The sequence below is a fragment of the Kitasatospora sp. NPDC033851 genome (genome assembly GCF_055576085.1).
In genome coordinates this window covers 22845-49711 of sequence record NZ_JBVIRL010000003.1, presented here as the reverse complement: position 1 = coordinate 49711, position 26867 = coordinate 22845, and the positions used below count along the sequence as shown (strand labels likewise).

The 26867-nt window shown below is 72.1% G+C and carries 22 protein-coding genes, 1 tRNA gene, 1 other RNA gene and 2 pseudogenes; 14 read left to right on the top strand and 12 right to left on the bottom strand.

The features are described 5' to 3' along the window. Positions 1-17: 17 nt before the first annotated feature. Positions 18-791, bottom strand: a complete 774-nt coding sequence (locus tag ACZ51D_RS06995; protein WP_465622375.1) for an ArsR/SmtB family transcription factor — start codon at positions 789-791, stop codon at positions 18-20. Between the two features lie 145 nt (positions 792-936). On the opposite strand from ACZ51D_RS06995, the gene ACZ51D_RS06990 reads away from it, so the two are divergent. Both ACZ51D_RS06990 and ACZ51D_RS06985 read left to right on the top strand, forming a co-directional pair. Then, positions 937-2232, top strand: coding sequence for a cytochrome P450 family protein (locus ACZ51D_RS06990; protein ID WP_465661466.1), 1296 nt, complete (start codon positions 937-939; stop codon positions 2230-2232). A gap of 128 nt (positions 2233-2360) precedes the next feature. Beyond that, positions 2361-3230 (top strand): annotated as a pseudogene (locus tag ACZ51D_RS06985) (isocitrate lyase/PEP mutase family protein); the annotation flags it as partial. 12 nt (positions 3231-3242) lie between these two features. Here the strand turns inward: ACZ51D_RS06985 and ACZ51D_RS06980 are convergent. Beyond that, a complete protein-coding gene (locus ACZ51D_RS06980; RefSeq protein WP_465622378.1) occupies positions 3243-4019 on the bottom strand; it encodes a TetR/AcrR family transcriptional regulator in 777 nt (258 codons plus the stop codon). 275 nt (positions 4020-4294) lie between these two features. Between ACZ51D_RS06980 and ACZ51D_RS06975 the strand changes: the two genes are divergently transcribed. After that, positions 4295-5860, top strand: coding sequence for an MFS transporter (locus ACZ51D_RS06975; protein ID WP_465661464.1), 1566 nt, complete (start codon positions 4295-4297; stop codon positions 5858-5860). A 153-nt stretch (positions 5861-6013) separates the two neighbouring features. Then, entirely contained in the window at positions 6014-6736 is a 723-nt protein-coding gene (locus ACZ51D_RS06970) for a helix-turn-helix domain-containing protein (protein ID WP_465622380.1), read from the top strand. Positions 6737-6814: 78 nt separating this feature from the next. On the opposite strand, the gene ACZ51D_RS06965 is transcribed toward ACZ51D_RS06970, so the two are convergent. The 4 genes from ACZ51D_RS06965 to ACZ51D_RS06950 form a co-directional block, all read right to left on the bottom strand. Beyond that, entirely contained in the window at positions 6815-7219 is a 405-nt protein-coding gene (locus ACZ51D_RS06965) for a VOC family protein (RefSeq protein ID WP_465622382.1), read from the bottom strand. A gap of 120 nt (positions 7220-7339) precedes the next feature. Further along, positions 7340-9658: a helicase-associated domain-containing protein gene (locus tag ACZ51D_RS06960; RefSeq protein WP_465622383.1), complete on the bottom strand. Its 2319-nt coding sequence runs from the start codon at positions 9656-9658 to the stop codon at positions 7340-7342. Between the two features lie 379 nt (positions 9659-10037). Beyond that, on the bottom strand, positions 10038-11567 hold the full coding sequence (locus ACZ51D_RS06955; protein WP_465622385.1) for a serine hydrolase domain-containing protein: 1530 nt from the start codon (positions 11565-11567) through the stop codon (positions 10038-10040). 216 nt (positions 11568-11783) lie between these two features. Further along, on the bottom strand, positions 11784-12410 hold the full coding sequence (locus ACZ51D_RS06950) for a TetR/AcrR family transcriptional regulator (protein WP_360496376.1): 627 nt from the start codon (positions 12408-12410) through the stop codon (positions 11784-11786). 110 nt (positions 12411-12520) lie between these two features. On the opposite strand from ACZ51D_RS06950, the gene ACZ51D_RS06945 reads away from it, so the two are divergent. Next, positions 12521-13189, top strand: coding sequence for a hypothetical protein (locus ACZ51D_RS06945; protein WP_465661462.1), 669 nt, complete (start codon positions 12521-12523; stop codon positions 13187-13189). A 337-nt stretch (positions 13190-13526) separates the two neighbouring features. Here ACZ51D_RS06945 and ACZ51D_RS06940 read toward each other — a convergent pair whose 3' ends face one another. After that, positions 13527-14375 carry a hypothetical protein gene (locus ACZ51D_RS06940; protein ID WP_465622387.1) on the bottom strand — a complete coding sequence of 283 codons (849 nt, stop codon included), beginning with the start codon at positions 14373-14375 and terminating at the stop codon, positions 13527-13529. A gap of 1041 nt (positions 14376-15416) precedes the next feature. Between ACZ51D_RS06940 and ACZ51D_RS06935 the strand changes: the two genes are divergently transcribed. The 4 genes from ACZ51D_RS06935 to ACZ51D_RS06920 all read left to right on the top strand — a co-directional run bounded on the left by ACZ51D_RS06935 (position 15417) and on the right by ACZ51D_RS06920 (position 19540). Further along, the gene (locus tag ACZ51D_RS06935) at positions 15417-16868 is read left to right on the top strand and encodes a ricin-type beta-trefoil lectin domain protein (RefSeq protein WP_465622389.1); all 1452 of its coding nucleotides are present in this window, start codon (positions 15417-15419) and stop codon (positions 16866-16868) included. 515 nt (positions 16869-17383) lie between these two features. Then, positions 17384-18589, top strand: a complete 1206-nt coding sequence (locus ACZ51D_RS06930; RefSeq protein ID WP_465661461.1) for a PP2C family protein-serine/threonine phosphatase — start codon at positions 17384-17386, stop codon at positions 18587-18589. A gap of 155 nt (positions 18590-18744) precedes the next feature. Next, positions 18745-19236, top strand: a complete 492-nt coding sequence (locus ACZ51D_RS06925; RefSeq protein WP_465622779.1) for a DUF5994 family protein — start codon at positions 18745-18747, stop codon at positions 19234-19236. A 55-nt stretch (positions 19237-19291) separates the two neighbouring features. Then, positions 19292-19540 carry a hypothetical protein gene (locus ACZ51D_RS06920; RefSeq protein ID WP_465622777.1) on the top strand — a complete coding sequence of 83 codons (249 nt, stop codon included), beginning with the start codon at positions 19292-19294 and terminating at the stop codon, positions 19538-19540. Between the two features lie 90 nt (positions 19541-19630). Here ACZ51D_RS06920 and ACZ51D_RS06915 read toward each other — a convergent pair whose 3' ends face one another. Beyond that, positions 19631-19798: a hypothetical protein gene (locus ACZ51D_RS06915; protein WP_465622776.1), complete on the bottom strand. Its 168-nt coding sequence runs from the start codon at positions 19796-19798 to the stop codon at positions 19631-19633. Between the two features lie 327 nt (positions 19799-20125). On the opposite strand from ACZ51D_RS06915, the gene ACZ51D_RS06910 reads away from it, so the two are divergent. Continuing rightward, positions 20126-20377, top strand: a complete 252-nt coding sequence (locus tag ACZ51D_RS06910) for a hypothetical protein (RefSeq protein ID WP_465622774.1) — start codon at positions 20126-20128, stop codon at positions 20375-20377. A 40-nt stretch (positions 20378-20417) separates the two neighbouring features. On the opposite strand, the gene ACZ51D_RS06905 is transcribed toward ACZ51D_RS06910, so the two are convergent. From ACZ51D_RS06905 to ACZ51D_RS06895, 3 genes and pseudogenes are all read right to left on the bottom strand, one after another. Further along, the gene (locus ACZ51D_RS06905; RefSeq protein WP_465661459.1) at positions 20418-20969 is read right to left on the bottom strand and encodes a DUF5994 family protein; all 552 of its coding nucleotides are present in this window, start codon (positions 20967-20969) and stop codon (positions 20418-20420) included. 253 nt (positions 20970-21222) lie between these two features. After that, positions 21223-21309 (bottom strand): annotated as a pseudogene (locus tag ACZ51D_RS06900) (transposase); the annotation flags it as partial. A gap of 333 nt (positions 21310-21642) precedes the next feature. Further along, entirely contained in the window at positions 21643-22512 is an 870-nt protein-coding gene (locus tag ACZ51D_RS06895) for a helix-turn-helix domain-containing protein (protein ID WP_465622770.1), read from the bottom strand. A 103-nt stretch (positions 22513-22615) separates the two neighbouring features. On the opposite strand from ACZ51D_RS06895, the gene ACZ51D_RS06890 reads away from it, so the two are divergent. Together ACZ51D_RS06890 and ACZ51D_RS06885 are read left to right on the top strand one after the other, a co-directional pair. Continuing rightward, positions 22616-23323 (top strand): SDR family NAD(P)-dependent oxidoreductase, encoded by a 708-nt coding sequence (locus ACZ51D_RS06890; RefSeq protein WP_465622768.1) that lies wholly within the window; start codon positions 22616-22618, stop codon positions 23321-23323. Positions 23324-23421: 98 nt separating this feature from the next. After that, the gene (locus ACZ51D_RS06885) at positions 23422-23874 is read left to right on the top strand and encodes a nuclear transport factor 2 family protein (protein ID WP_465622766.1); all 453 of its coding nucleotides are present in this window, start codon (positions 23422-23424) and stop codon (positions 23872-23874) included. A 319-nt stretch (positions 23875-24193) separates the two neighbouring features. On the opposite strand, the gene ACZ51D_RS06880 is transcribed toward ACZ51D_RS06885, so the two are convergent. Beyond that, positions 24194-24278: transfer RNA gene (locus tag ACZ51D_RS06880), tRNA-Ser, on the bottom strand. A gap of 107 nt (positions 24279-24385) precedes the next feature. Between ACZ51D_RS06880 and ffs the strand changes: the two genes are divergently transcribed. Further along, positions 24386-24482, top strand: an RNA gene (ffs, locus tag ACZ51D_RS06875) — signal recognition particle sRNA small type. Positions 24483-24561: 79 nt separating this feature from the next. Beyond that, positions 24562-26757 carry a DNA polymerase III subunit gamma and tau gene (locus ACZ51D_RS06870; RefSeq protein ID WP_465622764.1) on the top strand — a complete coding sequence of 732 codons (2196 nt, stop codon included), beginning with the start codon at positions 24562-24564 and terminating at the stop codon, positions 26755-26757. Positions 26758-26867 lie beyond the last annotated feature (110 nt).

Here is a 26867-nt window from a genome sequence, read left to right as displayed (position 1 = left end):
GGGCGGAACGGGCGTCGTCAGGGCGCTTCCACGCCGAGGAGTTCGCGCAGCGCCCGGCCGCCGTCCGGGGTGACCCGCAGGGCCCGGCCCGAGCCGATCCGCTCCACCCAGGCGCGGTCCAGGGCGGTCCGGAAGAGCGCCGCGCCCAGCGCCCCGCCGAGGTGGCTGCGGCGCTCCGTCCAGTCCAGGCAACTGCGCACCACCGGGCGAGCGCCGCGCCGGCCCGAGCACGGCGGCAGCTCGATCGCCTGTGCGGCCAGCCAGTCCCGGCCGTGTTCGGTGACGGCGAGCCCGGCCTCGTCGGCGACCAGGCCGCGGGCGAGCAGCGCGTCGGCGACGGCCACGCCGAGGCGGCCGGCCAGGTGGTCGTAGCAGGTGCGGGCGCGGGCCTCGGCGCTCAGCCGGGTGGCCTCGCCCAGGCTGCGGGGTGCGGACGTGCCGCTGCCGCCGGACTCGGCGAAGGACGTGAGGTCCTCGAGCAGCGTGGCGACGGCGGGCGAGGCCAGCCGGACGTAGCGGTGTCGGCCCTGGCGTTCCTCGGCCAGCAGCCCGCCCGCGATCAGCCGTGACAGGTGCTCGCTGGCCGTGGACGGTGCGACGCGCGCGTGCCGGGCCAGCTCGCCGGCCGTCCAGGCGCGGCCGTCGAGCAGGGCGGAGCAGAAGGCCGCGCGGGTGGGGTCGGCGAGCAGGGCGGCGAGGGCGGCGAGCGCCGTGCCGCCGTGGTCGGAATGCCGGGGCGGCCGGGGCTGGAGAGTCGGGCGCGTCGGGTGGGTCGACGGAGTCGGGGGCATGCCTCCATGGTCGCTCCGGCACAGTTCGGCCGGGGCCGAAACGACCCGGGGCCACGATGGCGGCATGAGCGAACCGACGGTGATCTCCGGCTCCGCAACCATGGCATCCGCAACCATGGCATCCGCAACCATGGCATCCGCAACCATGGCATCCGCAACCATGACCTTCTCCCGGTACCACGACGTCACGGCGGCCCAGGCCGACCCGGCGCTGGTCCCGCTGCCCGCTGCGCCCGTAGCCCCGGGCGGGCCCGCCGGGGTGGCCCGGCTGCGGGCCGCCGTCGCCCGGTTCAGCTCGGGCGAACCGCATGCCCGGCGCCGGGCGCTGGTGCTGGCCGACCTGGAGCGGCTGGACCCGGTCGCGCTGCGGGTGGCCGCCGCGGGCGGCTTCGAACCCGACGTGCGGCTGCGGGTGGTCCGGGTACTGGCGGCGGCGCTCGGCCTGGCCGACCCGGAGGCCGTGGCGCGGGACATCGCGACGGTCGCCCGGTCGTACTTCGCGGACACGCCGGACGACCCGGCGGCGGACGCGGCGGTGGCCCGGCTGCTGCCCGCGATGGGCGACCCGGACGAGGAGACGGCCGCGAACCGGATCGGCCTGCTCGTCCAGGCCTGCGACGCCACCGCCGAGCTGGTCGAGCGCGCCCGCCGGCATGCGGACGGACTGGCCGGCGCGCTGCGCGAGGACCCGCCGGTGCGGGTGATGCGCCGCCTCGCCGCCCGGGCGACCGAGGTCGGCGGGCACGCCGTACCGGCCGGGACGCATGTGGTGCTGGACATCGCGGCCGCGCAGCCGGAGGCGCCGGACGGCGTGGCACTCACCTTCGGCGCGCTGCCCCGGATCTGCCCGGGGCGCTCGCACGCGCTGGTCATCGCGGCGGGCATCCTGTCCGGGGCCTCCGATCCTGCCGACCTGGCGTCGGTGGACTCCGAAACGGCGGCTCGGAGTGGCGTCGGCAAGGCCGAACTTGCCGGACTGGTACCGGAGATGGTCGACCACGTGCTCGCCCTGGCCGCCACCTGGACGGCCTGGGACGGACGTCCGATCGTCAACGCCGACGGCCGAACCTATACGCCACACAAGGCGGTTCGCCGCGTCACCGACCATCTCCTCGACCACCTCGCCGAGTTGGAGGCCCGGCTGGCCGACGAGCCGACCGAGCCCGACCACTGGCACGCCTCCAACGTCACCACCCCGGCCGACCTCGCCCCGTTCACCGCCGCCGACCTGGACGAGGCTCGCAGCCGCCTCACCCGGCTGGCCGGGATCTGGGCCCGCCGGGTGGCCGCGCTGCCGGACGCGTCCCTGGACGACTCGCCGGGTACCGGCTGGAGCTTCCGGCGGATCGTTCGCCACGTCGCGGGGTCCGGGTACTACGCGGACTCGGTGGGCGACCTCCGGCGGCCGGAAGCGGTGGCGGCGGCACGGGAGGACGCATGAGCCCGGCAGAACATCCAAGCCCGGCAGAACATCCAAGCCCGGCAGAACATCCAAGCCCGGCAGAACACCCAAGCCCGTACGGGCAGTTGAAGCAGAAGAACGCTGGAAAGCCCATGGACCACGGAGACCGCGCCATGACCCCGTTCGCCGCCCTGCACCACCGCCCCGGCCGCCCGCTGCTGCTCCCCAATGCCTGGGACCACGCCTCGGCAGTCGCCCTCGCCGCCGCCGGCCACCCCGCGATCGGCACCACCAGCCTGGGCGTGGCGGCCGCCGCCGGGCTGCCCGACGGCGCGGCCGCGACCCGCGCGGAGACCGTACGGCTGGCGCGGCGGCTGGGGCGCGGCGGCTTCCTGCTCAGTGTCGATGCGGAGTCCGGCTTCAGCGACGACCCGGACGAAGCCGCCGATCTGGCCGTCGAGTTGGCGAAGGCGGGGGCGGTCGGCATCAACCTGGAGGACGGTCGGGCGGACGGCACGCTGGCGCCGGTCGACGTCCACGCGGCGAAGGTCGCGGCGGTGAAGGCGGCCGTGCCGGAGCTGTTCGTGAACGCCCGCACCGACACCTACTGGTGCGCGCCGTCTGCCCCCGTGCAGGACACCCCCGCACTGGACGCCCCCGTGCAGGACGATCCCGCGCCGGCCGATCCCGCCCAGGCCGCCCCCGCGCAGGATGACCCCGAGCCGGAGACCCTCCGGCGGCTGGAGGCCTACCAGCGGGCGGGCGCGGACGGCGTGTTCGTCCCCGGGCTGGCCGAACCGGCGGCGATCGCCCGGGTGGTCGGCGCCCTCGCCGTCCCGCTGAACATCCTGTGGACGCCGACCGGCCCGGGCCTCGCCGAGCTGGCCGCGCTCGGGGTGGCCCGGGTCAGCCTCGGCTCGCTGCTGTACCGCTCCGCGCTGGCGGCGGCGGTGGCCACGGCGGCCGCCGTGCGCGCGGGCGAGCCGGTGGGGCCGGTGCCGGGGTACGCGGAGGTGCAGGCTCTCAACGAGCTCTAGAAGGAGGCGTGTTCAGCCCTGACGGTCGGTGGACCGGGCCGCCCACGAGGCCTCGATCCCGTCCAGGATCAGCCGGACGCCGCTGAGGAAGGCGGAGTCCCGGCCGCCCTCGACCTCCTCGTACGCGTGCGTGGTGTACAGCCGGTTCAGCCGGGGGTGGTCCTTGGTGGCCTCGATGACGGCGGGCAGGAGCTGGTCCATCCACTCCTGCTCCTTCCGGCCGCGCTTGGCCAGCGCGCTCAGCCAGGCGGCCTCCACGGTGGCGGACCCGATGGTGTAGCCGATGACGACGCCCATCGCCTCGTTGGCGTCGACGAGTTCGAGCCCGGACGTCTCCAGCAGTGTCAGGAAGGCCTCGGAGAGCCGCATCCAGCTGGGACCGAAGTAGACCATCCCGACGTCGCCGAGCACCGAGACCATCCAGGGGTGGCGCAGGATGACCGCGCGTACGCCCTCGGCGCACTCCTCGATGGCCGCGCGCCAGACCCTCGCGCCGCCCTCGGGGCCGGTCGTCTCCGGCAGCGGGAGTTCGGCGAAGACGTGGTCGACGGCGAGTGCGACCAGCTCGTCCTTGTTGGTGACGTGGGTGTACAGCGAGGTGGCGCCGGCGTTGAGGCGGGCGCCGAGCTTGCGCATGCTCAGCGCCTCGATGCCGTCGCTGTCCAGGAGGGCGACGGCCTCGGTCACGATCTGCTCGCGGCTGAGGGCCGGTTGCTCCCGGCGGGGTCGCTGCGGTCGGGTCCACAGCGTCGGGATGCCCGATGTACCGTCCTCCGGCTTGGCCGCCATCCGGCCCTCCTCGTCACTCGTGATCACCGCCGCCGCCCGTCGGGCTCGGTCGGGTTCAGCATAAGCCGCTCCGAACGGTGTACGTCGTTGCGAACAGTGTGCGGCGTCCGTACAGTGTTCGGAGCGGCGCACACCGTATCCGTGGGGACGGCGGACGGTGTGCCCGCGCCAACTACCGATCTCGGGTTTCGAGAAGCCACAGCGGCCAGAGCGGCCGTGCGGGCCGTGCGGCCCGAGCGGCCCGAGAAGTTCGAGAAGTTCGAAGGGGGAACGCGATGGAACGGAATCCGCGACGCTGGCTCATCCTGGTCGTGCTGTGCCTCAGCAGCCTGGTGCTGGTGATCGACAACATGGTGCTCACGGTGTCCATCCCGCCGATCGCGGAGGACCTCAAGGCCGGGGCGCAGGACATCCAGTGGATCATCGACTCGTACATCCTGGTCTTCGCCGGCCTGCTGCTCACCTCGGGCAGCCTCTCCGACCGCTTCGGGCGCCGGAAGGTGATGATCGTCGGACTGGCGTTGTTCGGCGCCGCCTCACTGGTCGCGGCCGTCGCCGACAGCCCCGGCCAGCTGATCGCCGGACGCGTCCTGATGGGCGTCGGCGGCGCGCTGGTCATGCCGAGCACGCTCTCCATCCTGATCACCGTCTTCGACGACGACGAGCGGCCGAAGGCGATCGCCGCCTGGACCGCGGTGGCCATGGTCGGCCTGGTCGGCGGGCCCGTGCTCGGCGGCGCGCTGATCGCGTACTTCTGGTGGGGCGCGGTCTTCCTGCTCAACGTGCCGATCGCGGCCGTCGCGATCCTCGCGGCGGTGCTGCTGATGCCGGAGTCCAAGGGGCCGTGGCGTCGGCCCGACCTGCCGGGCATGGTGCTGTCGATGGTCGGCATGACGGCGCTGGTCTGGTCGATCATCGTGCTGCCCCGCGACGGCTTCACCAGCGCGGGAACGCTCGGTGCGCTCGCCGTCGCCGTGGCCGCGCTGACCGGGTTCGCCGTCCGGCAGGTCCGCACCGACTCGCCGATGGTCCCGCTCGCGCTGTTCCGCAACCGGGTGTTCACCGGCGCCAGCTTCTCGCTCGTCCTGCTGACCTTCGCCACCGGCGGACTGATGCTCGTGCTCACCCAGTACCTGCAGTTCGTCCTGGAGTTCTCGCCCACCGACACTGGCCTGGCCTTCATTCCGCTCGCCGTCGCCTCGCTGGTGTTCAACGGGGTGGGCGCCGCGCTCGGCAAGAAGGTCCCGGCGCGGGTGCTGACCGCCGTCGGCATGCTGGTCATCGCGGGCGGCTTCGGCCTGCTGGCCACCCTCTCGGTCGGCGACGGCTTCACCAAGGTCGCCCTGGCCATGCTGGTGCTGGGCGTCGGCTCCGGCCTCGGCATGCCGGCCGCCGCCAACGCCCTGATGGGCGCGATCCCCGGCGAGCACGCGGGCGTCGGCTCCGCGCTCAACGACACCATCCAGCAGTCGGGCGCCGCGCTAGGCGTGGCCATCCTCGGCACCGTGCTCTCCAGCACCTACACCGGCGCGATGCCCGACAGCGCCCCCGCCGCCGCGCGCCACGACATCACCGGGGCGCTCGCCGTCGCGGGCCCCACCGGGGACGGCGGGCTGGTCGCGGCCGCCCGCGAGGCGTTCAACACCGCCACCTCCACCACCTTCACGGTGGGCGGCATCGCGGTCGTGGCGGCCGCGGCGCTCACCCTGGTGCTGATGCGCGGGGGCGACGCGAAGGCCGTCGACAACGAGTTGCCGGCCGAGACGGCGGAACCGGCGGAAGCGTCGGCACCGGCCGAGACGGCGGAAGCGTCGGCACCGGCGGCCGAGACGGTCCGCTGAACCGCTGCTCTGCCCGACGGCCCCGATGGCTCTGACGGCCCTGCCCGACGGCCCCCGGCCCCGGCTGCCTCGTGCGGCCGGGGCGGGGGGCCGTCAGCGTTCGGCCTCGGCCATCCGGGGCACTCTCCGGCGCGGGCGCGTAGCCTTCGCCCCATGTCCTCCGAGTACGTGGAGCGCGCGTCCCGGCTGCCCGGTGCGGTCGTGTGGACGAAGCGGGCCGTCGGGCGTACGGGCGGCGGTGGGGCCGGGACTGAGCTGCCCGTGCTGCCCGACGGCTGCATGGACCTGCTGTGGACGGAGGGGCGGCTGCTCGTCGCCGGCCCGGACACCCGGGCCTTCCGTCCCGGACCAGGGCTGTCGGGCCCGTGGGTGGGCGTGCGCTTCCGTCCCGGCACCGCCCCCGGGCTGCTCGGTGTCCCCGCGCACGAGCTGCGGGACCGCCGGGTCGACCTGGCCGACCTGCGGTCCGGTGCCGAGGTGCGGCGCCTCACCGAACGGATCGACGCGGCACCCGACCCGGCCGCCGAGTTGGAGGCCCTGGCCCTGCGTCTGGCGGCCGCGGCGCAGCCCGAGGACCCGCAGGTCCGGGCGGTGGTCGCCGCGCTCGCGGCCGGCCGGTCCGTCGCGGCGACGGCCGAGGCGGTCGGCCTCGGCGCGCGTCGGCTGCACCGCCGCTCGCTCGCCGCCTTCGGCTACGGTCCCAAGACGCTCGCCCGGATCCTGCGCATGCAGCGCGCCCTCGCGCTGGCCCGCTCCGGCGTCCCGCTCGCCGAGACGGCGGCTCGGACGGGCTACGCGGACCAGGCTCATCTGGCGCGCGACGTACGCGAGTTGGCGGGCATGACGGTGACCGCCCTGCTGTCCTCCCAGCGATAGCTCGGCGCTCGCTCAGCGATGGCTCGACGATCGTCCAGCGGTCGTTCGCCGCTCGCTCGGCGGCCGGTCAGCGGGCGGTCAGGGCAGCGGCGCGAGCAGGTCCACCCCGTTGCCGTCCGGGTCGTGCACCACGGCGTACCGCTGGCCCCAGAAGGCGTCCCACGGCTTCAACTCCCCGTGGTACCCGGCGCCGGTCAGTTCCTCGTACAACGCGTCCACGTGCGCGGGGCCCTGGCAGCGGAACGCCAGCGAGGTGCGCCCACCGCCGGCCGGCGGTTGCCAGGCCGGGTGGAACGAGCGGATGGTGGACTCGGCGTCGAGCACCAGGAGCAGCCCGCCGGGCAACTCGGCCTCGACGTGCGGCGCCTGCTCGACGCCCTCGGGGAACTCGATGCCGAGCCGCCGGTAGAAGGCGACCGAGGCGCCCATGTCGGATACGGCGAGCCCGATGAAGACGAACTGCGGTGCGGGTGTGCTGGTCATGCCGCCACGCTAGGCAGCTCCCGGCCGCCGGGTCTTGAACGAATCGGACACCCACCCCGCGGACAGCTGGGGTGCGGGCCCCCGGCTCCGTGCCGCGTCTCCTCCTTGCGGCGTTCCCGGCTACGCGGGCATCACCCCGTGGATGCGGGAGAGGGTGAACATCCGCTCGTCGTCGCGCAGGTGGCACCAGGCGTGGAGGTAGGGCTCATCCAGTTCGAGGCGGCTGAGGGTGCGGACGGTCGCACTGCCCGATGCGGAGATGTACTCGATCGTGATCGTCTGCCCCTCGTTGACGGCGTGGGCCAGCTGACGGACGTCGGTGAAGGACAGGTTGCGTGCGGTCCCCGCGATGATCTCCTCGGTGTCGCTGTTGTAGGGGCGCCCGTCCCAGGGGTCGGGCTCCGGGACTTCCTGCGGGGTCGCCTGCAGCCGGGTGGCGAGGGCCCTCAGGTCGGCGGCCGGCCGAGCGCTCGAGACGCGGGCGAACGTGGGCTGTTCCTTGCCGGCCCTGCGCGGGGCAGGGACCGGGCCCGCCGCTCGGTGCTGCTTGGCCCGCTCGATGCGGACGGACCCGTCGGATTTCTCGGCGACGGGGGCGTAGCCCGCCGACCGCAGTGCCGCGAGCGTCTTGTCCGCCGGTGTCCGGCTCACCAGCACCGTCGGTGCCAGGAGCCGCAGGCCGAGCGGGGCGAGCTTGCGGTGGGCGGCCAACTCGGCGAGTAGCGCGGGCTCCGCGCCGTGGATCACGCAGGCCGCGGAGAGGACGCGCACCCGGCCGTGGCCGCGCGCGGTGTCCTGGATCAGGTACGAGAGCGGCTGGGGGAGCGGCGCGACGGCGACGGCGGCCAGGTCGGCCGTCAGCGCGTCGGGGGTACGGCCCGCGTCGAGTGCGCGGCGGACGCTTCCGGGGCTGAACCGCCACACGGACGCCGCACCGGAGGTCTCCCGGTCGGCGACGGAGTCCAGCAGCATGACGAGGGATGCCGAGGGCGTGCCGGCGACGACGGCGGTGAGATCGCTGCCGAAGCGGGCGGTGCCCGTGGACGCGGGCAGCAGCTGCCGACAGGCGGCGGCCACCGCGTCGGCGTCATCGGCGAGCAGGGCCGCCCCGATCGGGGACAGGGCCCCGAGGGCGAGCACTCCGAGCAGCTCCGATTCGCGGATCAGGGTGGCGAACGGGGTGGCGTCCTGAGCGAGTTCGTCGACGAGTGGACGCTGCCACACGATCAGCGCCCCCAGGTCTGCCGGGTCCGTCGCGCCCTCGCCCGCCGGGAGCTTCGCCGCGGCCGCGAGCAGCCCGTGCCGGCCCTGCACACAGCCTTCGCAGGGCGGTGTTCCGGCGAGGGCGGGCAGAGACTTCCCGTCCTCGTCCCGGCTCCCGCCGGGGGTTCGCGGCAGTGTCCACCAGGCCCGGAGGAGTACGGCGAGCCGGTGGGCCGGTTCCTCCTCCGCCCAGCTGTCGTAGGCCTCGGTCGCCGCGACCCGGTCCCCGTCCCGGGCCAGCAGTCCTGCCGCGTCGGCCGCCTCCAGCACGACGCGCACCACGATCTCCTCGCAGTGGGCGGCCTTGCCGAGTCGGGACAGCTCACGGGCGCCGATCCCGCCGGCTTTGAGCCGGGCCGGTGGAGCGGCGGCGCACGCCGTGAGGACGGAGGAGGCGTGGGCGGCGAACGCCATGGCGGCGGCCGCGGCTTCCCGGTCGATCTCCGACCCGGTGACGGGCGCCGACCGCACGACGGGCGGGGCGGGGGTGAACGGAGCGTGCCAGCCGGTGCCGCGCAGGGCGAGCGCCACCTCGGCGGGAATGCGGGCGGGCCCGTACCGGTGTCGGTCCCGGATCAGCAGTCCGCGCTCCAGCGCCCACCGCTCGCCCGGCGCGGAGTCGGACGGGGCCCCGAACACGATGAAGGCCGGGCGCTCCGGGGCCCGACTCGCCCGCTGCTCAAGGAGTTTCCGGGTGTCGGCGGGGGCCTTGGCCACCAGTGCGGTGACCCGCTCCGGATCGCTGTGGTGGTCGATCAGTGCCGCCAGCCGCTGCTGTTTCCGTCCCGTCGGCCTGATGCGCAGGGCCGTCAGCATGCGGCCCAGATCGTCGGAGGTCGTGTCCGCGAGCAGCTGTGCCAGTCGCGCGTCCAGCCCCAGGGGCGAGTCCCACGCCCGCCGCAGCGGCGCCGCCGTGTGCAGCCGCCCGTCGTCCCCCGGCCACACCAGGGCGCGATCGGCCAGCGCCTCCAGCACCGCGTCCAACCGGCGGGCGCGGTCCCCGTCCGTCGCGTCCAGGACGTCCGCCAGGACGTCCGGGGCGGCGGGTGACAGTGCGGCGACGGCCTCCGCCACCTGAAGCTCGGGCAACGTGAGCCGGGGCAGGGCCAGCGCCACCGACGCCGGGCGTTGAAGCCGGTCCGCCAGTTCGCCGACCGACTGCGGCTCCGGAGCCACCGCGGCGTCCGGCCGTGCTGTCAGGACTCGTACCAACCGCGGCCCGTCGACACCGCGCAGCCACGCGGCCAGAGCCGATCCACTCGCCTTACCGATGGGAAACACCTCACCACAGAGAACGGACTGCGTCCCGGGCCGAACGGCCGGAGGTTCAAGAATGGCGTACCGGGGCAGTGGTGCGCCCGTCACACGGCGGAAGGGTGCGCGCCGCGCCAACGTGCTCACGGGGCCGCCGGGCCGGCTTGCCGCCGCCGGTGGGGTGGGCGGCGGCAAGCGGGGCGGGGCCAGGCCGACTTGGCGAGTCGGGCGGGCCCGGCGGCGCCGGGCGGGCTCGGCGGCGCCGGGCGGGCCCGGGGTCAGGCGGTCTCGGCGGGCGGGGTCAGGCGGACTTGGCGGTGGCGCGGACGCCGAAGTGGACGTAGCGGGTGCCGTCGGGGAGGGCGTAGAAGACGACGGGGATCCAGGCGTCCTTGTCGTTGCGGCGGCCGGCGAAGACGGTCTTGGTGGGGGTGTCGGAGATCGGGGTGAGGTGCCAGACGAGCGGGTCGAAGGTGCCGGCGAGGCCTTCGACGCCCTCGTAGCGCAGGTCCAGCACGCCCTCGCCCGTGACCGCGCCGTCGCCCTCGGTGCGGGCGGTGATGGTCATGAGGAAGCCCTCGCGCTTGTAACTGCCGGTGAAGGGTGCCGTGTCGACGGCCGGGGGGTTCTCGGCGGGCCCGAACGTGGGCATGGTGACTCCGGCGAGTTCGGCGCTCAGTTCGCGGCAGAGGGCCTCGTGGACCTTCGGCGCGGCGCCGCCGCCGTTGGTGAGCAGGGCGATGGCGAGCCCCTTCTCCGGAATGGCCCGCAGGTAGGCGAGTTGGCCGAAAGTGCTGCCGTCGTGGCCGAAGCCGCGAGCGCCGTCCCATTCGAACAGGCCCCAGCCGAGGCCCCAGTGGGCGCCGAGGAACCACTGGTCGGGCATCTCGACCTCGCGGGTGAGCATCGCCTCCACGGCGGCGGCGGAGAGCACCCGGGTGCCGTCGGGCGCGGTGCCGCCGTCGATGAACAGGCGGGCGAAGCGGACCACGTCGGCCGCGGTGGCGCTGATGCCGCCGTACGGGCCGGCGGAGCGGGGCAGCATGTTCCACAGCGGGGTGGGCGTCGGGTCCTCGCCGGGCTCGCCCATGTGTCCCATGGCGGCGCGGAAGCGCAGGACCTCCTCGGGCAGCGTCATGGTGTGCTCGAGTCCGAGCGGGTCGCAGATCAGTTCCTTGAGCGCCTCGTCCCAGGTCAGGCCGGTGACCACCTCGACGATCCGGCCGAGGACGTTGTAGGCGGTGCTGGAGTAGGACATGGTGGCGCCGGGCGGGTTGGTGAGGCCGACGGTGCGGGTGCCGTCGATGTAGCGGGCCAGGCAGTCGTCGCCGCGGCCCGTGTCGTTCACGTAGTCGCCCTCGATCCCACTGGTGTGGTTGAGGAGTTGACGCGGCGTGATGGTGCGGGCGGCCTCGGCGTCGGCGAGGGCGAAGTCCGGCAGAATCGTCACGACCGGCTGGTCCAGGTCGAGCTTGCCGGCGTCGGCGAGGCTCAGCACGAGGGCGGCGGTGTAGCCCTTGCTGACCGAGCCGATCTGGAACACCGAGTCGGTGGTGGTCTCGACACCGGTGCCGGTGTGCAGGATGCCGCTCGCCAGTTCGTGGATCTCCCCGTCGGCGAGGACGGCCAGTACGGCGCCGGGGATGTGGTGGGCGGTGAGCAGTTCGTCGAGCCGGCGCTGCCAGTGGGCGGTGTCGAACGCCCCTGCGGTGCCCGCCCGGCCCAGTGCCCGGTCGACGGCCTGGGCGGCCTCCCGGTTGGAACGGTCCACGAGCTTGGCGACCTCGCGGTCGACGTTGTCCGAGAACTCCTTGTACATGTCCTTCGACACGGTTTCCCTCCCCTGGTGACAGGTGGCGCGAGGGCGCTCCACCTCTTTCGAACATCGTTTGAAACGATCTCGATGCGATCCTGGTTCCGAGTGTTCGAGGAGTCAAGCGCGTTCCGAAGCGGACACCGGTCGGCGAGGCGGCGGTGGCTGCCGGCGACCGCCGGTCACTGCCGCGGTTGTCGGCGACTGTCGGTGGTTGTCGGCGGCTGTCGGTGGTCAGGAGAGCGCCGCGAAGCCCGCACAGAGCAGGCGGATGCTCCGCGTGAACTTCTCGTCCTGGCTCAGGCGTGGGATCAGCGGCCCCATGAGCAGGGGGAACTGCTCGCACAGTTCGGCGTAGCGCTCGCCGGTGACGGCCGGTGCCGTCGTCGGCTGGTTCTGCTCCTGGAGGACGAATCCGGTGACGTGGCTGAGCAGGGTGTCGGCGGCGATGCCGCAGTGGTCGGCGGGCAGGCCGGCGTCGAGGAGGGTGCGCAGCAGACGTTCCATCAGGGAGAGGGAGCCCGGGCTCAGGATGCCGGGGCTCTCGGCGAGGAGTTGGGCGCCGCCGGGGTGCTGTTTGATGCTCAGACGCAGGGTGGTGGCCTGGGCCTCGATGCGGTCCTGCCAGGTGGCGGCGGGTGGGAGGGCGGCCAGGGTTGCGGTGCCGGCGTCGTACGCCTGGCGGCAGACCCGGTCGGCCATGAGGGCGAGCAACTCGTCCTTGCCGCGCACGTGGTAGTACAGACTGCCGGCGTGGGCGTCCAGACGGTCGGCGACCTGGCGCATGGACAGGTTCTGGTAGCCGACCTCGGCGAAGACGGCCATGCCCGCGTTGACGATGCGCTCCTTGGTGAGCTTCATGCATCCCACCGTACAACGTTTTCCAACACTGTTCGAAAACTGTGCTAGCTTTGCGCCATCAGGTTTTCGAACGGCGTTGGGAAGCGCCGAAACCGGGGGAGGGGCAGGCAATGGAGGCGATCGTCTTCAACGTGACCACGGCCGCACTGATGGTCATGATGGTCAACAGCGGGCTCGGCGTGGTCGGTCGCGACACCCTGCGCGGACGGCCGCTCCCCTGGGCGGCGATCGCCCTGACCGTGCTCGCCGTCGGCGGTGTCCTGCTCCAGCTGGCCTGGTCCGGCGCCATGGACGCGCTCGACGGAGACCCGTCGAAGTCCGGCTGGTGGCGCGAGTTCACCTCGGTGTTCATGCAGAACGGCGGCCTCTTCGGCGGCCTGTGGAACCTCGTCACCCTCGCCGCCGTCGCCGCCCTCGCCCAGTGGTACTGGGGCGGCACGCTCACCCTCGTCTTCTTCTTCGCCGGCATCGTGCTGCCCGGCCGCATCGACAGCCTGCTCGGCTTCGGCGACGGACCCAGCACCGACCCCCGCAACTTCGCCGGCAGCTCCGGCGCCACCTACTTCCTCGGCGCCACCCTCGCCCTCGCCTTCCTCACCCGCACCCGCCTCCCCAAAGAGATCGCCCTGGCCGCCGGCGTTCCGGTCCTCGGCCTCGCGATGTGGTTCGCCCAGGACAACGGCCACGGACTGGTGTCCGTCTACGGGTTCATCCTCGCGGCGGCCGTGTGGGCGGTCCGCAGCCGACTGGTCCGCCCGGCATCCAGCCAGACGGCCTGACAGCCCGACGGCCTCACCCACGGCCTCCAGGCCCGGACCGCACCACGCGGTCCGGGCCTTCGTGCTGCCATGGCCGGCAGAGGCGGAGGATACGAGATTCGAACTCGTGAGGGATTGCTCCCAATGCGCTTTCCAACTGTTCGTCCGGCCGTTCGGCGGCGATCGCAGGCGTCCTGACCTGCGGCGGACCGGCTCGCCTGCTGGGCTTCGAACGGTGCTGGACGGGGGTGAAGGCAACCAGAACTGCAACCATGCCGGGTCATGCCTGAGCAATGGACTGTCTCCGCCTCGGCCGCCCGCAGAGGCTCCCGTCGGCAACCGTGGTGGATCACCCTCCTCAGGGGCGTTCAAAGACCTGAAGCGCTCCGCCGACGGAGAAGCACAGCGCGCCGGTGAGGGTTCCCCAGTTGGCGATCGTGGCGTTGATCAGGCTTCCGGTGCTCGGGCGGGTGAAGGCGGCCAGTGCCGAGACCATGAAGAGTACGGAACCGAGCTGGTTCACCGCGACGATCCACCAGCCGAGGCTCCGTGATCGGACGCAGGGCCGCGAGCGATGACAGATCTCGACGAAGGCGAGATGCCCGGACACCAGGAACAGCATGCAGCCGACGACATCGGGCGCCCAGATCAGCCGGTTGACCTGCTGAACGGTGAGCCCTTGAAGGAATGAGTCCAGCAGATTGACCGCGAACACCAGCGTTCCTGCGAAGAGCACCGCTGTACTGAGCCAGCCGACGTCCATCGGCTCGTAACTCCACCATCTCCAGCGGGGTGTGCTCACTGGATCTGTTGGCCCTGAGCGGCGGGGGGCGTTGACGACCTGCAGCAACGCGGCGTAGCCGCCCGTGTTGAAGAAGAGGCCCCCCGCGAAGTAGATACAGGCGCTCACCATCGGATCTCCGGATCCGAACTGGGCGACAGCCGCCCCGGCAGCGAACAGGGCGCCACCGATGATGAAGGCGACCGAGGCGATGATGTTGACTCTGCGCAACCGGCCGAGGCCGGCAGCATCGACGCCGGCGCTCGTCGTCGTGCTTGCCGGCCCTTGCGCGGCACGTACGGTGATCACACCGCATCTGCGTGCCAACCTGGACTCCCACACCGTCGTGCCCCCCTCAGGGAGACCCCAGGTGCGCCGGGTAACGAACGGTCCGGCGCCTTCCACGTGCTGCTCAGCCCTTCGCACGAGCCGAGCGTAACGATCGGGTCGCACGTTGTCGGAGAGAAACGGAGCGCCATTCGGCTGACGCGGGAGCGGAAAGGCCGACGGGCGGCGCCCGGGATCGCAGGCTGCCCGCCGTTCGGCCTGGCTGGGGACGCCGGTGCCGGTCGTGGGCGGCGCCAGCCAGGCCGGCCGATCCGGCGGTGCCGCGCGCTTCACCGCGTCGGGCCGGACGGCAGGCTGAGCAGGCCGAGTTGAAGATGCTCTCTGCGCCACGGACTCCTAACCCCCCCTCGGCGTCCTGAGCAGCCGCGAGCTGATGGGACATCAGAATGGTCGGCCCCGCAGCAACGACACCGATCTGGAATATGTAGGTCGCATTCGAGTCGTAGACGGAGCCGCCGTAATGCCGCCGGCCGACGGGGAGCTCGGGCGCGGCGCCAGTACCGGAGCCTTTGGATGACCGTGAACGGGACTGAATGCAACCAGAACTGCAACCCTCCAGCGGGTCAGCCGGCAGGCGTCCATCGCTTGATCACGACCGGAGAGCTGTGGGGAGTGGGCCAGACCTGGAGGTGGACCTGCCCCCCCTCTTCTGGCGCCTCGGGTCCCCGGACCGCTGAGCGGTCGGGGCCCTCGTTTGCCCTGATGGGCAGAGGCGGAGGATACGAGATTCGAACTCGTGAGGGATTGCTCCCAATACGCTTTCCAATTCTCCCGAACCCCGTCCGCCGGGGTTCACATGTGTTCTGGCCTGCGCCGGAGTGTCTGACCGGACAGCGGCTGAACCCGGCCGGACGGGGGTGAACGAGACCAGAACTGAGACCAGGAGGGGGCGCAGGCGGCGGCGCGCAGGTAGCGAGGTGGGCTCCGAACTTCCTTTCTCGCTGGCATCGAATCGACTGCGTCCTCGCCGGTTGGGGCAGCGCGGTTGTCGGCGCGGGCGACTCTAAGATCATCGACACGATGACTAGGGGGGTCCTCATGCGAGGCTTCGACTCGGCGCGACGCCGAGTGGCACTGTCGGGCGCCGCACTTCTGTGTGCGGCCAGCGGATTCGGCCCGTTGAGCGGGGAGGCGGTCGCGGCGGCCGGCACGGTGTGCGGGCAGAACACGCTCACCGTGTCAGGTAGTTACGAGCTCGGCCCCGGCGAGTGGAACGCCGACCCGACGACGGTGAGCCAGTGCGTCACCACCGACGGCGGCGCGGATTTCACGCTCTCCACCAGCCAGTTGACGGCCGGCAGCATCACCAACCCCAACCAGGGGCCGGGGGCCTACGCGTACATCAAGCCCACCCAGGGCCTGCCGATCCCGGTCGCCTCGCTCGGTGACGCGACGAGCACCTGGCACACGACCCAGGGCGCCGCGGGTACCTACGATGCCGCGTACGACCTCTGGTTCAGCAGTAACGCGACCAGCTGTGACCCGACCACCAGCGACGAGCTGATGATCTGGCTCAACGGCCAGGGGCCGCAGGCCAAGCCCTACGGGCCGACCACCGTCGGCACGGTCGACATCGGCGGTACGGGCTACCAGGTGAACGCGGCGACCATCTCGCCGACCCATCACCTGATCAACTATCAGCTGCCGACCGCGACGAGCGCAGTCGACCACCTCGACCTCCGGCTGTTCGCCATCGACGCGATCAGCCGGGGCTACCTGCCCCAGGCGAAGTACCTGTGCGGAGTCTCCGCCGGCTTCGAAATCTGGGAGAACGGCACCGGCCTCGCCACCAAGTCCTTCTCCTTCGAGCCCGTGGCCGGCCTGCCCACCGGTACGGTCTCCTCGGGCATCCCGGGCCGCTGCCTGGACGACTTCCGCGCTGCGACGACCGACGGCAACCCGGTCGTTCTTTGGGGCTGCAACGGCACCAATGCGCAGACCTGGACCTTCGCCAACGACGGGACCCTGCAGGTGCTGGGCAAGTGCCTGGAGCCGACCGGTACAACGTCCGGGAGCCTGATCGTGCTCGGCTCCTGTGCCGAGGCCGCCGCGAAGTGGCGCCCCGGGGCCTCGCACTCGCTGGTGAACATCGGAACCGGTCTCTGCCTGGACGACCCCGGCGCCTCCACCACCTGGGGAGTGCAGCTGCAGCTCTACACCTGCAACGGCACCCCCGCCCAGCAGTGGCGGCTACCCTACAACGGCGTGCAGATCTCCGGTGGACTCACCAACGCGGCCGCCCAGAAGTGCCTCACCGACGGTTCGGCCGGTGCGCCTGCGGTGCTCTCGTCCTGCACCTACAGCGGCTCGCAGATCTGGACACTCGGCAACGACGGCAGCCTCCGTGCCCTCGGCCTCTGCCTGCAGCCGGCCACCGGCACAGCAGCCACCCTGGCGACCTGCGACGGCAGCGCAGGCCAGCACTGGGTCGTCCACCCGAGCGGCTACCTGAGCCACCCGTCCGACGGCCTCTGCCTGGACGACCCCCAGAGCTCCATAGCCGAAGGCGTACAACTCCGACTCGCGGGCTGCACCACCAGCCCCAGCCAGACGTGGTACCTGCCGGCCTGACCGAGTAATGGCCCCGTGCGTCCGCACGGGGCCATTGTCAGGGCGGGCGCAGTGCACGGCCGGAGCCCCTGGAAAGGCGGATGAGACTGTGAACGCCGAGGGCCCCGACCGCTGAGCGGTCGGGGCCCTCGTCTGCCCTGGCGGGCGAAGGCGGAGGATACGAGATTCGAACTCGTGAGGGATTGCTCCCAATGCGCTTTCCAAATGTTCGTCCGGCCGTCCGGGGATGGCCGTAGGCGTCCTGACCAGGGGCGGGGCGTCCCGTCGGTTGGGCTCTGAACGGTGCTGGACGGGGGTGACTGCAACCGAAACTGCAACCAGGGCGGGGCTGTGCTCCGTCTGGCTCGGGGACCGTTCCGGCGGGCGACTCGTGAGGGGAGACGTGACCGGGGGCGCGATGCACTGCTGTCGGGCGTAATGGAAGGACCTGCCCCGGCGAACTGCACCGTGGTGCCAGGGTTGATCAAGGCGGTGCCGAGTGCCCAGGACGGGAGTCAGACGGCGGTGAGCAAAGGATGAGCGGTGAGCGGCCGTCCGGCGCAGCGGGACCGGACCGGTCCGAGGGGTATGGCGAACGGCTGCTGGGGGCGTTGCTCGATCAGGCACACGAGCTGCCGCCCCAGTTGATCGTTCCGTTGGTCGCCGACGCGGTACGCGGGTTCGGCGGCCGTGATCCGGCGCTCTTGCTGCAGGACTACGGCCAGCTCGTGCTGGTGCCGCTGTCGGGGAGGGGGCTGGCCACGGGAGAACCGGTGCCGATCGATGGCTCCCCCGCGGGTGCGGCCTTTCTGCGCGGTGTTCCCGTCGAGGTGTCGCAGGCTGACGGGACGCGGTTGTACCTGCCGTTGCTGGACGGTGGCGACGAGGTGGGGGTGCTGGCCCTCACGCTGGACGCCGTCGACGGGGACGATCGGCGGCTCCTGGGGCGCTTCGCCGGCCTGGTCGCGGATCTGCTGGTCACCAAGAGCGGCTACACCGACCGGATCTTCCAGGCCCGGCGCCTGGAACCGATGAGCGTGGCGGCGGAGATCCAGTGGTCTCTGCTGCCACCGCTGTCGATGACTGTCCCCCGGGTAGCCGTGGCGGGCATCCTCGAACCCGCTTACCAGGTGGCCGGTGACAGTTTCGACTACGCGCTCAACGACGACCTCCTGCACGTGGCCACGATCGACGCCATGGGCCACGGGCTGGACGCCGCCACCATGGCGACCGTCGCCATCGGCGCGTACCGGCATGCCCGGCGCGCCGACATCGGGCTGGCCGAGATCTACGCGTTCATGGACCGGGCTGTCGCCGAGCAGTTCGGGCCGGACCACTTCGTCACCGCACAGATGATGCGGCTGAACATCGCCACCGGTCACCTGCAGTGGGTCAACGCGGGGCATCCCGCGCCGCTGCTGATCCGCGACCACGTGGTGGTCGAGCGGTTGGAGAGCGCGACCACCCTGCCGGTGGGGTTCGGCGGCGAGGAGCCGGTGATCAGCGAGCGGGTACTGCGGCACGGTGACCGGGTCCTGTGCTTCACCGACGGCCTGGTCGAGGAGCGCGAGGCCGGCGGGGAGCAGTTCGGGGAGGAACAGCTCATCGACTGGGTCAACCTCGTCGAGCGTTCGCAGGAGGGGGTGCGGGCCGTGGTGCGGGCGCTCTCCCACGTCCTGAAGGAGAAGCGGGGCGGGCGCACGAGCGACGACGCCACCCTGTTCCTGATCGAGTGGCGCTGAGAACCGGCACCCCGTCAGGGCTCTCGTGACCGACCGGATCTGCCCGGCGCGGGCAGAGTACCGTGGGAGTACCGGGGCAGCCCGAGCCGCCGCTCCCAAAGGACCGGCTCTCCCTCCGCGGGCCCGGCCTGTGCCCGCAGATAGGTGGCGAGGCCATGTCGGACGAAGCGGGTGCTCCGCCTTCGGGGCTGCTTCCCGACCGGTTTCGGCAGTCCGCGAAGCCGGGGACCGTCTTGTTGCGCCTGGAGACCACAGAGTCGCGCGCGGGCTCGCTCGACGGCGCTTGGTGGCCGCGTTCGCGGAACGTCGGAGCCGAGCTGCCCGGCCTGGTCAGAGCGTTGACCGAACACCTCGGCCCCGTGGTGAGCGTCGGGCTGGACGCGGATGCCTGGGACGACGTGCCGGCCCGGCTGGTCGTCGACGGCCGATCGGTGCACATCGACCAGTACCCGGTCGGTGACGACACGGTGATCATCACCCGGGGCGACCGCGACCACTTCAGCCTGCTCGTCGTTCCCCCGCAGGCGGCCCTGGAAGCGGCCCTGGCCTCGATGGCACGCGCCGTTCAGGCCGACGACACCGACTCGGCGCGGCAGATCCTCATCGCCACCGGCATCGGATCCGGACCGCCGAGCGAAGCGTCCTGAGGAACGGCCGCATGGGCCGGACTCCTCGGGCAGGCAGGAAGGGCGGGACAGCGAGATGTCCGTCTACGTGAAACTCTCGGCCGACGCCCGGGTGCCGGCGGAGCCCTCGCAGGGGCCGCTGGACCTCCAGTACGAGGACGGCTCGGACGACGGCGTCACCTTCGAGTACGACCTGCATCCAAGCGGTGCTCTGCGTGTTCTGCGGGTCTTCGAGGACACCCCGCACCGGATCGAGGCGTGCTTCACCCCCGGAGCGTGGCTCCAGGTCGCGGGCACCTACCGGCGAAGTGGCTCCGAATACTGACGGCGATCCGCCCCGTGCGAACCGCGGGAACGCTACTCAGCCAGCGGCGGCCACCTGGTTGCTCAGCGCGGGGCGCGGACCGGTGGCTGCTCAGCGGGGCGCGGACCGGCCTCCGCGCCGGATACGGACGGCGGAGAGGGCCAGCGCGACGATCAGTACGGCGATACCGATGAACAGCAGGTAGAGCAGGCCCTTGGCGACGACACCGACCAGCCCGAGCGCGATCGCCACGATGATCAGGAAGAGCACGAGTGCCACTTCGGCCTCCTTCAAGGTCTGTCCGGGGTGACCGGCGAGCCGACGGTGGGCGGGGGCCCGCACCTCACGTATGGGCGAGCGTGTCGTGGCCAAACCTGACGGCCGATTCCTCGGCGGGTGTTCGATGACGAGTTGGCGATCGGGAACGCTTTCATCCTCGGTGCCCGGTGCCCGGTGCCCAGTGGCTCTCGAACGACAGACGACCTGCTCGGAACTGCTGGTGCGACCGGCAGGCCGAGCCACAGCGCGGGCGGAGTCCACCGGTCGCGGGTGATCCACCCCGCCCATACCGTGGTGGGGGCGGGATCGTCGGCACGGGAGGCCAGGATGCGGCAGTACCGATGGATTCTGGAGACCCAGGCCGACGACGGCCACTGGTCCCGGCAGGGCGGTACTCCGATCCAGAATCCGCTGGAATACGACGGGCCGCCCCAGCGGGCGGCCAACCACCTGCGTGACGTGTTCGTACGCACCCTCTCCCGGCCCTCTCCCGGCCCCCGCGCGGTCAGGATCCGCCTCTGGGAAGGGGCCGATGCCGTCGGCGAACCCCAGGCCGAGACCGAGTGGTCACGCGAGTGACGCAGGCCCCGCCCCGGCCCGGGCGGCTCCCGTCCGCCGCCTACGCGGATGTCGGCCAGGAGGCGGCCCGGCTTCGGGCGAGACCGGCTCGCCGCTCGGCCTCGCCAAGCCCGGTGAAGGGTGTGACGGCCGACGGCAGGAAGTCGGAACGGGTGTCCGGCGCGGTCGCACCGGCGCTCGGCTCCGCGGCGAGCAACTCGCTCGCGGTCCTGGTGTTCGCGGGATCGGCGGCCTCGGCCATCAGCCGGGCGGCCTCGACGGCATCCGTCCGGGGCGGGACGACCAGCAGGTTCAGCCGGCGGGGGGCGTAGGAACAGACCATGATCATGTGCGGGTCCTGTTCGATGGTGAACCAGCCCGCGTGGACGGTGTGACCCGCGACCGGTATCCGCCGGGGGATGACGGGCCACTGCGCGGGGTTCACGGTGATCCGGGTGATCCGGCCCCACCGCTCGTCGATCTCGGCGGCCAGGGCGGGGAGTTCGAGAAGAAGATCGCGCGAGCGCGGCCACCAGGCTCCGTCCAGACGGCCGCGCCGCACGCCACTGGGCGTGAGGGAGAGCCGTGCGGTGGAATCCGTGGTGGTGGGCATCGTCGCACGATCGAGGGTCGTGGTCATGATCAAAGACCTGTCCCCGGGCCCGGCCGAGAGGTCTGGTCCGGCATTGTCGTTCGCCGCAGACGACGCCAATATCCGGTACCGGCATGCGAAGTGCCTTCGGTGATCTCCAGGCTACTCCCTGTTCGACCGAGCCCGGCATGGTCGCGGTGGTCGATCTGGTGCCCGGCACCTTCGGGCGGACGCCCCGCAGCGGGGAGGCTGTCGATCCGACGCATCCGTGGCCCAGGACCTCGCGTCGGCCCTCGGTGTTGACGCCGACGGCGACGAGGCAGTGGACATTGACGACCCGGCCGCGCTCACGGATCTTCTGGCCTTGGCGACGGTCCGGTGCGGGCCGGTACTGTCGCGTTCTCCTGCCGACCTTCCACAGGCCCGGTGGGCTGCCGCCACCGCAACCACGGCACGAAGGCCCGACCGCTGAGCGGTCGGGGCCTTCGTGCAGGCGGAGGATACGAGATTCGAACTCGTGAGGGATTGCTCCCAACACGCTTTCCAACTGTTCGCCCGGCCGTCCGGGGGTGGTCGGGAGCGTCCTGGCCTGCGGCGGAGCTGCTCGCTTGCCAAGCTTCGGACGGCGTTGGACGGGGGTGAATGCAACCAGAACTGCAACCAGGGTTTCGTCGGCGGAGGGGCGGGCCCCTGGCTACGAGCTGTGGGTGGGATCGATGGCAGCAGCTGAGATGGCCTGGATGCCGATGGTCTTGAGGAGGGCGAACTGCTCCGCGGTTGCGGTACCCGGCGCGGAGCAGACGGCGATGCGCAGGTCGCTGCCAGGGATGGTGAGGGTGTCGCAGTCCACGGTGACCGGCCCGAGGGCGGGGTGGTGGATGGTCTTGCTGTCGGTTGTGTGGAAGCCCACGGTGTGGGAGCGCCAGAGTTCGTCGAAGCGAGCGTCCTCGCGCCGCAGGTCGGCGATCAGTGATCGCAGTGGCCTGTCCCGTGGGTAGCGGGCGGTGGAGGTGCGTAGGTCGGAGACGAGCGCGGTTTCGAAGCTGGCCTGCTGCTCGGGGGTGTGGGTGACGCGGCCGGCCAGGTGTGTGAAGTGCCTCCACGCGATGTTGCGTTCTCTTCCGCGCCAGGAGGACGGGTCGCCGACCAGAGCGGCCCAGAGGGGGTTCCAGGAGATGAGGTTCCAGGCCGCGTCGTGGACGCTGAGCGGGGTGTCCTGCAGTTGGTCGAGCAGCCGTTGGACGCTCGGCGGCACGTGCTGGGAAACCTGTCCGGCGCTGGGCGGGGCCTGTCCGCCGAGGACGAACAGGTGATCCCGCTCGGTCTCCGACAGCCGCAGGGCGCGGGAAAGCGCGGACAGGACCTGGGGGGAGGGTGAATTGGCGCGGCCTCGCTCCAGCCGGACGACGTAGTCGACGGAGAGTCCGGCGAGCAGGGCTAGTTCCTCGCGGCGTAGTCCGGGTGCCCGCCTGACACCACCAGCCGGGAGTCCCGCGTCCTGGGGGCTGGTCCGGTCGCGCCATTGGCGCAGAGCTGTGCCGAGTGCTGTGTCGTCGTGAGCCACATCCCCATTGTCGGCTTCGTCGGCTGCCCCAGCCTGGTACTGCCAGGCCCCCCGCTGCCCGGGGCTCTCCCTCGATCCGCGCTGGTCATCGAGGGTGGAGTCCATGACCACCACAGTGATAACCGGAGCGAACAAGGGGCTCGGATTCGAGACGGCCCGCCGTCTCATCGAGCTGGGACACACCGTCTATGCGGGATCCCGCGACGCCCGCCGAGGTGAGGAGGCTGCAAGAGCGCTGGGCGCCCGCCCGCTGCTCATCGACGTCACCGACGACCGGTCCGTCGCAGCAGCCGCGGAAGCGGTGCGCAAGGAAGCCGGAGCCGTCGATGTGCTGGTCAACAACGCTGGCATCGCCGGTCCTGCCCTGCCGACCGAGGAGCTGACCGCCGCCGACCTGCAGCAGGTGTATGACACCAACGTGTTCGGAGCGGTGCGCACCGTGCGCGCCTTTCTGCCCCTGCTCCAGGCCGCGAACAGCCCGGCCATTGTCAACGTCAGCAGCGGCCTGGGGTCGCTCGCGGTCAATGCTGATCCTGCCGCGCATGCGTCCATCGTGCCGGCGTGGATCCCGCTCCTCGCCTACAACTCGTCCAAAGCAGCCCTGAACATGCTGACCGTCCTGTATGCGCAGCAGTACCCAGGCATCCAGGTCAACGCCGTCGATCCCGGATTCACCGCGACCGACCTGAACGGGCACCAGGGCACGCAGAGCGTGGAAGAGGGAGCTGCGGTGATCGTCGCCACGGCCACCGCCGGCCCGCACGGCCCCACCGGCACCTTCCTCGGTGCCCACGCCCCGACCCCCTGGTGACAGCGCGCACGTCGCTCGACCACCGCACCCTCGACCAACCGGCCACTCACTACCAACTACGTTCGGCCGACCGGGCCGCCGAACCCACGGAGAACATCATGACGATTGACCACGAGACCGCTCTGAACACCGCGAAGGGCTTCTTCGCCGCCTTCGAGGGCCGCGACCCGGCGGGCGTGCGAGTCCTGCTCGCGCCCCACGCCAACATCACCATCCCGCTGTCGATCGAGGGTACGCCCGGCCCCTGGTACGTCTTCGACGGTCGGGAGCACGTGATGGGCTACATCGAATCCGTCGCGGCCAAGTTCGACCACATCGCCTTCCTCGACAAGGTCTACACGGTGAGCGAGGACGCCAAGTCGGTCTTCCTACAGGCCAACGGCGACATCCTGTCCACTGCGGAGAAGCTGGTCTACCGCAACGTGTACATCTTCCGGGTCGAGATCGAGGACGCCAAGGTCGTCAAGGTGTGGGAGTACGCCAACCCCGTGGCCTACGCCAACCTCGGCATCCAGAACTCGGAAGCCGAAGCAGCCGCCCAGGCGAGCTGACGACGGTGCTGTGCCCGGAGCCTGGAACTCCGCGCACAGCAACCGCAGCTTGCCGGCGGTCGTCGGTGTCAGGGTCTCCGATCTCCTCGCCAGCAAGCGGGGAGATCCGGAAGCTGGAACGCACAGCGCCCGAGCATGCTGGTTGTGGCCGCAGGATGCCCCTGACAGCCGCCCGGGGGCGGCTCGTAGTCGGCTCCCACGTCGGGGGCCGGACATCGCCGGCCCCGTTGAGACCCCGCAGGTCCAACCGGGACCATGGAACGACGAGGGCCCCGACCGCTGAGCGGTCGGGGCCCTCGTCTGCCCTGGCGGGCGGAGGCGGAGGATACGAGATTCGAACTCGTGAGGGATTGCTCCCAACACGCTTTCCAAGCGTGCGCCCTAGGCCTCTAGGCGAATCCTCCGTGGGAGAGCTTAGTACATGTTTCGGGGTGGTCGCGACCACCTATCCCGCAGGCCGGGGGTGGGGGTGGCCTGTGGATCGTCGGGGCCGGGATCCGGTAGTGTGGGGGTCAGCCCCTCGTGTGGCGTTATCTCTCTGAACCCCCCCAGGGCCGGAAGGCAGCAAGGGTAGGAGGGCTCTGGCGGGTGCACGAGGGGTCTTTGCGTTCCCGGGGAGCCGGGGTTGCGGGGGCCGGGCAGTGAGGGGCGACGCGTTTGTCGGTCCGTCCCGATATCGTCGGGGGTGTGTCCCTAGCCCTGTACCGCCGCTACCGCCCCGAGACCTTCGCGGAGGTCATCGGGCAGGAGCACGTGACCGCTCCGCTCCAGCAGGCCCTGCGTAACAACCGGGTCAATCACGCGTACCTGTTCAGCGGGCCGCGCGGCTGTGGAAAGACGACGAGTGCGCGCATCCTGGCCCGCTGTCTGAACTGTGAGCAGGGGCCGACGCCCACGCCCTGCGGGGAGTGCCAGTCCTGCCGGGACCTCGCGACCGGCGGGCCCGGCTCGATCGACGTGATCGAGATCGACGCCGCCTCGCACGGTGGTGTGGACGACGCGCGCGAGCTGCGCGAGCGGGCGTTCTTCGCACCGGTGCACAGCCGGTACAAGATCTTCATCCTCGACGAGGCGCACATGGTGACCTCGGCCGGCTTCAACGCGCTGCTCAAGGTGGTCGAGGAGCCGCCGGAGCACCTCAAGTTCATCTTCGCGACCACCGAGCCGGAGAAGGTGATCGGGACGATCCGGTCCCGGACGCACCACTACCCGTTCCGGCTGGTCCCGCCCGGCACCCTGCGCGACTACCTGACGGACGTCTGCGGCCGCGAGGGCATCCAGGTCGAGGACACGGTGTTCCCGCTGGTGGTCCGGGCCGGGGCGGGCTCGGTGCGTGACTCGATGTCCGTCATGGACCAGCTGCTGGCCGGCGCCGCCGAGGGCGGCGTCACGTACCAGATGGCGACCTCGCTGCTCGGGTACACCGACTCCGCGCTGTTGGACGAGGTGGTGGACGCCTTCGCCGCGCACGACGGGGCGACGGTGTTCCAGGTGATCGACCGGGTGGTCGAGGGCGGGCACGACCCGCGCCGCTTCGTCACCGACCTGCTGGAGCGGCTGCGCGACCTGGTGATCCTGGCCACGGTGCCGGACGCCGGGGAGAAGGGGCTGATCGACGCCCCGGCGGACCGGGTCGCGGTGATGCAGGCGCAGGCCGACGCGTTCGGCTCGGCCGAGCTGAGCCGGGCCGCGGACATCGTCAACACCGGACTGACCGAGATGCGCGGCAACGCGGCGCCCCGGCTGCAGCTGGAGCTGATCTGCGCCCGGGTGATGCTGCCCGGCGCGTACAGCGACGAGCTGTCGCTGCAGGCGCGGCTGGACAAGCTGGAGCGGCGAGCGGCGGCGGGTGGGTTCGCCGCGCCGATGGCGGTGCCGGGAGCGGTGCCGGGAGCGGCTCCGCTGGGCGTACCGGCGGCTGCGCCGGTGGCCGAGCCCGCTGTCGAGCCCGCTGCCGTGCCCGCTGCCGTCCCCGCGATGGAGGTGCCGGCCGCGCCCGTGGCGCCGCCCGCGCCCGTGCAGGCTCCGCCGCCTCCGGCCGCGCCCGCCGGGCCCGCGCCGGGTGCCTGGCCGATCCCGCGCAGCTTCCCGCCCGCCGGTGGCGGCGCCCCCGCCCCGGCCGCTGCGGCGCCTGCCGCGCCGCAGCCGCAGGCCGCTCCGTCCCCCGCGGCCGCCCCGGTGCCCGCGCCTGCTCCGGCTCCCGCCGCGGCCCCCGCGGCGGCCGTTCCCGGCGGGCAGCCGTCGGCGGCCGCGCAGCAGGGTGCCGCGCAGGTCCGGCAGCTGTGGCCGCAGATCCTGGAGGCGGTGAAGAACCGCCGCCGCTTCACCTGGATCCTGCTCAGCCAGAACGGCCAGGTGGCCGGGTTCGACGGCAGTGTGCTCCAGGTGTCGTTCATCAATGCCGGCGCCCGGGACAGCTTCGTCGGCAGCAACAGCGACGACGTGCTGCGTGCCGCGCTGACCGACGCGCTGGGCGTGGACTGGCGGATCGAGTGCATCGTCGACCCGTCCGGCGGTGTCGGCGCCGCCCCGAGCGGTGCTCCCGGTGGCGCTCAGGGCGGTGGCGCCCAGGGTGGTGGGGGCTGGGGAGCCCCGGCCCGTCCGGCCGCCCCGCCGGCCATGGCGCCCGCGTCCGCTCCGGCGCCCGCGCCCGTGGTGGCACCTCCGCCGCTGCAGGCCCCGCCCGTGCAGTCCGCGCCGGTGCAGGCCCCGCCGCCCGCTCCGGCGCCGCAGGCCCGTCCGGTGCAGTCGGTGGCGCCGGAGGACGACATCCCGGAGGAGGACGACCCGGACCTCAAGGAGGACGCGTTCTCCGGTCAGGAGCTGATCATCCGCGAGCTGGGTGCGACGGTGCTGGAGGAGATCCACCACCGGGGGAGCTGAGCCGCCTGGGCATCCGAGCCACCCGGGCACCCGGGCAGCCGGGGCAGCTGAGTTACCGGGGCCCCTGAGCAGGACGCAGCACGTAGGCTCGGCGGTGACGAACGACTCAC